Source organism: Sphingomonas sp. GW821-FHT04B01 (assembly GCF_059420425.1).
In genome coordinates this window covers 190,840-198,863 of record NZ_JBWKTR010000008.1, presented here as the reverse complement: position 1 = coordinate 198,863, position 8,024 = coordinate 190,840, and the positions used below count along the sequence as shown (strand labels likewise).

The window sequence follows — 8,024 nt, the reverse complement described above, 5'->3', positions numbered from 1 at the left end:
CCAAACCTCCCATGATCCACGCGCAGTGAATCAGGAAAGCCACTCCGCCTCAACCCGCTGATTGGGTTTGAGCCCTAGATAAGCAAGAGGGAGTGATCCAGCGAGGCCGCTCTCTACGGCATCAGTTACGCGACGTAGCCTCGCTAGAGGAAGGCCCCCTACGATCCGCCGACACTGCGAGTCCGGTGGATGATAGAGATAGGCCGCAAGCTCCATGAGCGCCGCAGGTCGCGCTTCCTCGGTAGACGTCGCCGTTCGCCACACAAGGGCAGCCAGCGGGATATCCACTACATTTACTCGCGGTCGAACCATGCCCTCGCCCATCACTTCGTCATCAAGGTCGGCGATCGGAAGCGTCAGCGCCAGCACGCGACATTCCCCCTCAATCTCGAACCGAAACCGGCGACCCGGTGGCATCACCGTAACCGAGTTGACCACAGGAGTTTCGGCGCAGAATTGTCGGTCGATCCGACCAGACACCTGGTGACCGGTAGTCATGTTCAGGACGAGGCCGATCTCACCGTCATGCTCGACATCGATGCGCTCGGTTCCGTGCGACATGCATCGTACGGCTGGAGATATCCGGGTCTGCCTGATCGAGTCATGGCGGAATGAATGATCGAACAACCTCATCGCGCGGGATAACGCCCCGTGAAGACTACATCTCCATCGTCATCGAAAGGCTTGATCGCGTCCCCTATTCCTTCTTCGCATGTGAGGTCCAGCCACACGTGGTCAGCCCGACCAAACCGGTAGCTGCCAAAATAGCAAGATCCTGTTATAGCGGATCGGCCTCCATACGGCATTCGAGACGCTCCGAACCGGAGACGTCACCATGCCTGGACTTACAAATTCGATGAAGCCTACCGGCTTTATCTCCCGACCCGACGATGTGCCTGCGTTCTGGGCGATCGGCAATCTGTGGCGCGTGATGGCATCGGGCATCCGCAGCAACAACAGCTTCTGCCTGCTCGATCAGCTCGTAACGGATAGTGGCGGCGGCCCGTGCACGCACGCCCACCCCACCGACGAAGGCTTGTACGTCGTCAGCGGCCATTGCAGCTTCCAGGCGGGAGGGCAGATGATTTCGGCGGGTCCGGGCTGTTTCGTCGGAGTGCCGCGATTTGCCGAGCATTCCTTCGTGGTCGATGCGCCAGGCACGCAGTTGCTCAACTTCTACCTGCCCGCCGGCTTTGAGCTATTCGTCATGGGGTTTTCGCGTCCTGCAGAGCGCAACGAACTACCGCCTGCAGACTTGCCGCTTCCGCCGCGACGCCTGGTCGAGCAACTTTCGCGAGATTATGGGCAAATCCCGATCCTGGGCCTCCCCGCCGCCGATCCGCCAGGGCCCGACAACATGGCGACGAAGCCACTCCCAGAAGCGGCCGTCCAACCCTTCGCGACCAGCGCCGATAGCGCTCCAACCTATTGGTACGACGGCAGCCTCTGGACCGTCCTGGCGGACAGCGCGGCAACGGACGGAAGCTACAGCGTATTCGATCAACTGCTTCCGCAAGGTGCAGGATCAGCGGTCCACGTCTATCTGGACACCGATGAGATGTATTACGTTCTTGACGGCGAGGCCGAATTCTTGATCGGCGATCGCCTTGAGCGCGCCGTCAAGGGCGACTTCGTGTTCGTGCCGCGCGGCACGGCCACGGCGCATAGGATAACGAGCGCGACAGCGCGGCTGCTCGCCATCTACACACCTGCTGGTGGAGAGCGGCTGGTTCGTTCGCTCGGCGCGCCAGCAGAAGGTCGTGAGCTGCCACCACGAGGCTGGCAGACGACGCCGCAAGGCGAGGCTCGCGTGCGACTCTATGCCGATCTCGGGTATCGCCCCGTGGCGGTGCCCAGCCCCTTCGAGTAGTTTGGGACGGAAAATATCTAATTAGGCTGTGAAAGACGCCTCGCAGGAGCCGAGGATATGGCAGACGTCGGATGCCGGCTATTCGCGAGATCTGTCGGCCGACACGTCGCTAGGAAACGGCAGAAATGTCCCAGGCCTCGTCAGGCCAACCTTTGCCGTCGAAAATGAACCAACGGCAGGCTTCGGGTAGTACGATTGCGACGCTGAACGACCGGGATTGGGCGAAAGAGGCTCGGTCGCAGCCCGAGCCGTTACGTGGCTAGAGAATGGGCGGCTGGCGATCCTCGAAAGCTGAGAAGATGGTTTGCAGTAACTGGTTCATCTCTGGAAAGCATCTGCGCAACGACGGGGGTGAACGGGTTCCTTCGAGCGCTGCCTCGAAAGCGCGCGACACCGATTCCTTATCCCGGATGACACCCTGATAGCGGCCAACATTCTCGATCCACTGGCTCCAGCGGACGGGTCTGAGTTTCCCGCCTTGTTCTTTCAGGGAGGAGCGACCCAAGTATAACTCGATTGGGGCACCGGAGCCGTTAACATTCATGCGGCTCAGGCCCGCTGGCCCCAGCGTGGGATAGCTTGCGGCAAGCTTGGTGTCCGGTAGAAGCATCAGTCGAACGTTCGGCGGAAAACGAACCCCCGCAAGCGAGCGATAAGCATCGGCACCTGCGGCATCATTATCGAACAAAGCCAGCATTCGGTTTTGAACGCGAGCGCCGGATAATACCTTGATCATCCTCGCCAAGAGTGAAGCACCTCCTTCAATCTTGAATTCCTCAAAATCTAAGAATTGATAGGCATCAGCATACTCGGGATAGAAGGCGCGCAATGCGGCGGTGATGATGCGTGTGTCGGATTTTCCCTCTGTCAGGACAATAATTTTACCGCTGAGAAAATCCGTGTATTCCGCCTCTTCGTCGTGCGCCACCTGATGCAGTGTACGAGTATCGTCATTCTCGGAGTAAAGGGCCGTACAATCCATCCAGACGGGCGCGGCTGGAAGAGCTTCAATGAGCAGCGCCAGCTGGACGAAGATATCGCCGGGGGCGCTGAGCAAGCTTCCGAAGTGCCACGGATTCAAGCGGCCGCCGATGGACTTTCGACCCGATGCCACTTCGTCTCTGATAAGCTGCAGCCACTCGGGGAACGTAAGTTTTTCCAGCATGCGGAGCTGCTGCACGACGTCGCCGTCGTCATTCGTGCAATGCTTTAAATATGACGCCGTTTGCTCTTGGCGGGCCAAATCCCAAGCGCGCTCGCAATGCTCGGGTGTGTAGCCCTGGATGAGGAGGCGTTTGCGCACGACCGAAGCGGGTGCGAGCAGATAGCGATAAAACTCAGGTGACTTGTCAAAGTCGTAGTAAGGGCCGATCACCTGCCGCACCACGCGGTGAGCGATTTTTGTAGGCTTCCTGTAGAAATCCGTTTGAGCGAAAATCATATCCGCGAATGCTTGCCACGCCATATATCCGGCGTCCGGCACCGGGATGCGTCCCACAAAAACTTCAACTTCGTCGCTCATGCCCCATGCTAACCGGCTCTCGGACCGGTGTCATGGTTGCCATATGCAGTGGCGTGTTTAGACAGCCGGCGATTTCCAGGAATTAGCCGCTTCGTGCCTTTCCCAAACGAATGACCGCTTTGCACCTAAGGGCACCCAAAATCCGCCTGTCGGCAACCGGCCCATTTGCGGTCGTGCCGCTTCGTCTGAACGAATGTCAGCTTCTGGAAAGCCGGTAGGGCGGCCTGAACGTCCGGGTATGGGTCGACCAGCCGCGAGAGCGGCGTCCGCATATCTGCGAGGTGCGCCAAGTGATTGGACCGGTTCTGATAAGGCGGCTTGCGGTTAGCGCATCCGTCAGGAAGAGTCTGATGATGAAGCGTCGTCAGTCCTTTTCCTTTATTACCGCATTTGCCATGCTTTCAGCCTGCGGCAGGGGCGGTCCGCCCGTTTCCACACCCGTCGGTGACGGCGCGCCGGGATCGTTGATCCACTCGGAGGCTCCTGACGATCAATCGCGCCGCATCGTCACGGCAGCGCAGGAATTTCTGGGCAGCCTCGATGCGTCGCAGCGAAAGGCCGTGCTGTTTCCGTTTTCGGATGGGGCGCAGCGGGTGAAATGGTCCAACTTTCCAACTGGCTTCGTGCCACGTGCGGGCGCGCCCTGGGGCAAGTTGACGGCGCTCCAGCGCGGCCGCCTGACTGCGCTGCTGCGGGCGGTGCTGAGTCCGCAAGGCATGGAGATGGTCATCGAGCAGATGCAAGCCGACGACATCCTTGCTCGCAAAGAGCCCGCGATGTTCGGAGCAGATCGCTACTTCGTCAGCATGGTTGGCATGCCGTCGCTCGACCGTGTCTGGACGCTCCAGTTCGGAGGACATCACCTGGCGATCAACGCTACCGTGGCGGGGCCGCACGTCACGTTGTCGCCTAGCCTCACCGGCGGCGAACCGCTGAAGTTCATCCGCAACGGCAGGCGCATCTACATTGTCGAGAACGAGGTCCTCCAGGCGCAGGCGCTGATGCGGGCATTGACGCCCGGTCAGACAAAATTGGCAGTCCGCTCAACGCAGAAAATCGATCTCGTGCTTGGTCCTGGTCATGATGGCCAGGTACTCCAGCCCGAAGGCCTGCCGGGCAGTGCGATGACCCCGGTGCAGAAGCAGCAATTCCTTCGGCTGATCGAAGCGCGGCTCGACTTCCTCAACGCGGACGACCTGGCTCCGCAGGTGGCTGCAATACGCGCGACGCTGGACCAGACCTATTTCGGTTGGTGGGGAGCGACATCGCCGCTCGGTGCTGCCTACTACCGCATCACAGGTCCGCGCGTGCTGATCGAATTCTCGCCGCAGGACATGGACGGCGACGCCACCAATCACGCGCACAACATGTTCCGCGATCCGACAAATGAATATGGCTCGGCATGGACGAAGCTACGTTGAAGGCGCTCCGAACGACGCTGGCGCTGACAGCGGCAATGGTGACTGGTGCGGTCTCTGCCCACCCGGTGCACGAGGTCGTGCAGAACGCCTATCTGACCTTATCGCCGGGTAAGGTCGGGTTAGAGCTGGAGTTGACCGCTGGACCGCAGGTCGCCGGCCGGCTTATCCGCGCGCTCGACCGCAATGGCGATAAGCAGATCAGCCCCGCCGAGGCACATGCATTCGCCGGCCGCGTGCTCGCGCAATCCCGGCTTACGATCGACCGCCGCCCGCTCGTGATCCGGGCCTTGTCCGTCGATGTGCCCTCCTACGCCGCGCTGCTTGGCGCGCATGGCACGATCCGGATCGTCGCCGTTGCGGCGCGGCCAGCTCAGCGCGGGGGAGCGACGCTGGCGTATCGGAATGGCTATAGCCCGGCGGAAAGCCGCTGCGATGCCAATATCTTCGTCAAGCCGGGGAGGCGGGTGGCCGATCGCATAGAGGGTCAGGACCATAGCCCGGACGGACGAGCTTTGATCGTCCGCTACGTGAATGCGACCCGCTAAAGGCGGCGGTCGAACCTTCGGCCATCCGCAGCTATGGCCAACCCCTTGTCTGCGACCAAAGCCTGCGTTCCGACGCCGTTCGACCTGCGAGCAGCGCCTTCCGAACGTCGCTGGATCGGCATCCTGCATGTTTCGCGAGCGGGCCTACCCAGCCGTTCCACCGCGCATCATGTCCGCCACTTTTGACGTCAGTGCCTGGATTGTAAACGGCTTGGTCAGCAATTCCATGCCCGGCTCGAGATGGCCATTCCCGACCGCCGCATTCTCGGCGTAGCCAGTAATGAAGAGGACCTTGAGCCCAGGTCGCAACGCGCGTGCCGCATCCGCGACCTGCCGGCCGTTCATCCCATTGGGAAGGCCAACGTCGGTAATCAGCAACTCGATCTTCGCCCCCGACTGCAGCACCTTGAGCCCGGCAGCGCCATCCGCCGCACCGATCACGGTGTAGCCCTCCTCGTCGAGCACTTCGTCGATGAGGTGGCGGATAGTGGCTTCGTCATCGACCACGAGGATCGTCTCGCCCGCAGCGGCGGCGGCGCTGGCGATCGCCTCCTCTTCTTCCAGCAACAGGGCATCGCCCGCGTAACGGGGCAGATAGATGCAGATCGTCGTGCCTTGATCGATCTCGGAGTATATTCGTACCTGTCCATGTGATTGGCGAGCGAAGCCGTAGATCATCGACAGCCCAAGACCGGTGCCCTGCCCGATCGGCTTGGTCGTGTAGAACGGTTCGAACGCCCGTTCGATTGTCTCCGCGGTCATGCCGGTTCCCGTGTCCGACACGCAGATGGAGAGATACTGTCCCGGCGGCAGATCGCGCTCGCGCGCCACCCGCTCGTCCAGCCACTTGTTCGCCGTCTCGATCGTGATCCGTCCGCCATTCGGCATCGCGTCTCGCGCGTTGATGCACAAATTGAGGATCGCGCTTTCCAGCTGCGTCCCGTCGATCATTGCCGGCCATAGTCCGGCGGCGCCTACCGTCTCGACGTCGGTCAGCGGACCGACCGTGCGACGGAGAAGATCCTCCATGCCGAGGATCAGCCTGTTCACGTCCGTCGGACGAGGATCGAGCGTCTGCCGCCGGGAGAAGGCGAGAAGGCGCTGCGTCAAAGCCGCGGCGCGCCGGCCAGCCCCCTGAGCAGCTAGAATAAGGCGTTCGGCGTCGTCGAGCTTGCCGCGGGTGAGCCGCATTTGGAGCAGCTCGAGATTGCCCATCACGCCGGTGAGGAGATTGTTGAAGTCGTGCGCAAGCCCCCCGGTCAACTGGCCGACGGCTTCCATCTTCTGCGCCTGGCGCAGCTGCGCTTCGGTCGCGACGAGCGCGTCGGCGGCAGCCTTTTCCTCGGTGGCGTCGCGTCCGACCGCGATAATCTGGCCGTCGCCCGGACCCGCGTTCCAGACGATGTCTCGGTAACTGCCGTCCTTGTGTCGATACCGGTTCTCGAAACGGGCATAGGCCTCGCCGGACGCGATGCCAGCTGCACCGGAGACAGTGTGGTCCAGGTCGGCCGGATGGATCAGGGAGAAGAGGGGGTGACCGACAAGCTCGCTTTCCGACCACCCCAGGATCCTCGTCCAGGCCGGGTTCACCGCTTGAATACTGCCGTCGAAGCCGGCGATCAGCATGAGATCAGAACTGAGCTGCCATAGGCGATTACGGTCCTCGGTCCGCTCGGTCACCTGCTGTTCGAGGTTGGCGTTCAGGCGCTCGAGGTCCTTCTGCGCCTGCCACCGGGCAGTTTCGTTGCGGGCGATCTTGATGAAACCGCGTTCCTGTCCCTGCGCATCGACGGGAAGGGGGTGGACCGACCCGTTCAGGAAAACGCGCGTCCCGTCCTTGCTCAGATGCCAGCGCTCGTCGTCGGCGCACCCCTCACGCGCCGCATTGGCGATCTCGCGGATGTCCGCACCGTTGGCGCGATCCTCGTGGGTGAAGATCATCGAGGCGGGCTGGCCGATCGCATCCTCCGCGGTCCAGCCCAAAACCGCCTCGGCACCGGCGGACCAAGTGTTGATGACGCCGCCGGCGTCGGTCGTGAAGATGACGTGGTCGCGCGCACCTTCGATGACCAGGCGCAGGCGTTCCTCGCTGCCCCGCAGAGCCGCATCCGCCAGAACGCGCTCGGTCGTCTCGTTCGTCAGGATGAATAGCCCGGCGACCTCTCCGCCGGCGTCTAGAACGCGCGAATAGGAGAAGGTGAACCAGGTGTTGGACTGCCCTCGGTCCGTGTCGAGCGTCCAAGGCAAATCCGTGAACCGCTGGCTGCGACCAGCGAAGGCGTCGTCGATGATCGGCTTCGCCTGCGCCCAGGCGTCGGCCCAGACGACATGGAACGGGGCACCCATCGCCCAAGACAGGCGGGGTCCAAGCAGCGGAAAATACGTCTCGTTGAAGAAGAAGGTAAGCTCGTTGGTGCCCCACGCCAGGATCATGGACTGAGGCGAGTTCAGAATGGTGCTCAGATTTGATTTTAGGATGTCCGGCCAGGTTGCCGGCTGTCCTAGCGGGTGGGAAGACCAATCACGCTCCACGATCAGGCGCGTCGCTTCGCCCCCGCCAGCAAGGAAGCGGAGCTCGGCTGGTAGCGAGGAAGGGTCACGGAAAGCGTCGGAAATCATGGTCCTTAATTGTTCGTTTGTTTTCGCCGAGCGCGGCTATTCCGCTC

The 8,024-nt window shown here is 61.7% G+C and carries 6 protein-coding genes; 3 read left to right on the top strand and 3 right to left on the bottom strand.

Annotated elements, in window-relative coordinates:
- Window positions 1–30: 30 nt before the first annotated feature.
- On the bottom strand, window positions 31–561 hold the full coding sequence (locus tag AC07UH_RS17705) for a hypothetical protein (RefSeq protein ID WP_495181176.1): 531 nt from the start codon (window positions 559–561) through the stop codon (window positions 31–33).
- Between the two features lie 295 nt (window positions 562–856).
- On the opposite strand from AC07UH_RS17705, the gene AC07UH_RS17700 reads away from it, so the two are divergent.
- A complete protein-coding gene (locus tag AC07UH_RS17700; protein WP_495181177.1) occupies window positions 857–1,870 on the top strand; it encodes a cupin domain-containing protein in 1,014 nt (337 codons plus the stop codon).
- A gap of 259 nt (window positions 1,871–2,129) precedes the next feature.
- On the opposite strand, the gene AC07UH_RS17695 is transcribed toward AC07UH_RS17700, so the two are convergent.
- Window positions 2,130–3,392, bottom strand: coding sequence for a HEPN/Toprim-associated domain-containing protein (locus tag AC07UH_RS17695; protein WP_495181178.1), 1,263 nt, complete (start codon window positions 3,390–3,392; stop codon window positions 2,130–2,132).
- A 350-nt stretch (window positions 3,393–3,742) separates the two neighbouring features.
- Between AC07UH_RS17695 and AC07UH_RS17690 the strand changes: the two genes are divergently transcribed.
- Window positions 3,743–4,813, top strand: coding sequence for a DUF3500 domain-containing protein (locus tag AC07UH_RS17690; protein WP_495181179.1), 1,071 nt, complete (start codon window positions 3,743–3,745; stop codon window positions 4,811–4,813).
- Window positions 4,795–5,358: a hypothetical protein gene (locus tag AC07UH_RS17685; RefSeq protein WP_495181180.1), complete on the top strand. Its 564-nt coding sequence runs from the start codon at window positions 4,795–4,797 to the stop codon at window positions 5,356–5,358. Before AC07UH_RS17690 ends, AC07UH_RS17685 begins: the two co-directional genes overlap by 19 nt.
- A gap of 144 nt (window positions 5,359–5,502) precedes the next feature.
- Here the strand turns inward: AC07UH_RS17685 and AC07UH_RS17680 are convergent, their stop codons facing one another.
- Window positions 5,503–7,977, bottom strand: coding sequence for a hybrid sensor histidine kinase/response regulator (locus AC07UH_RS17680; protein ID WP_495189926.1), 2,475 nt, complete (start codon window positions 7,975–7,977; stop codon window positions 5,503–5,505).
- Window positions 7,978–8,024 lie beyond the last annotated feature (47 nt).

Bases quoted from the DNA above. Each gene is read 5' to 3' on its own strand.
- AC07UH_RS17690 (WP_495181179.1), top strand. From the start codon at position 3,743: ATGATGAAGCGTCGTCAGTCCTTTTCCTTTATTACCGCATTTGCCATG.
- AC07UH_RS17695 (WP_495181178.1), bottom strand. From the start codon at position 3,392: ATGAGCGACGAAGTTGAAGTTTTTGTGGGACGCATCCCGGTGCCGGAC.
- AC07UH_RS17705 (WP_495181176.1), bottom strand. From the start codon at position 561: ATGTCGCACGGAACCGAGCGCATCGATGTCGAGCATGACGGTGAGATC.
- AC07UH_RS17685 (WP_495181180.1), top strand. From the start codon at position 4,795: ATGGACGAAGCTACGTTGAAGGCGCTCCGAACGACGCTGGCGCTGACA.
- AC07UH_RS17700 (WP_495181177.1), top strand. From the start codon at position 857: ATGAAGCCTACCGGCTTTATCTCCCGACCCGACGATGTGCCTGCGTTC.
- AC07UH_RS17680 (WP_495189926.1), bottom strand. From the start codon at position 7,977: ATGATTTCCGACGCTTTCCGTGACCCTTCCTCGCTACCAGCCGAGCTC.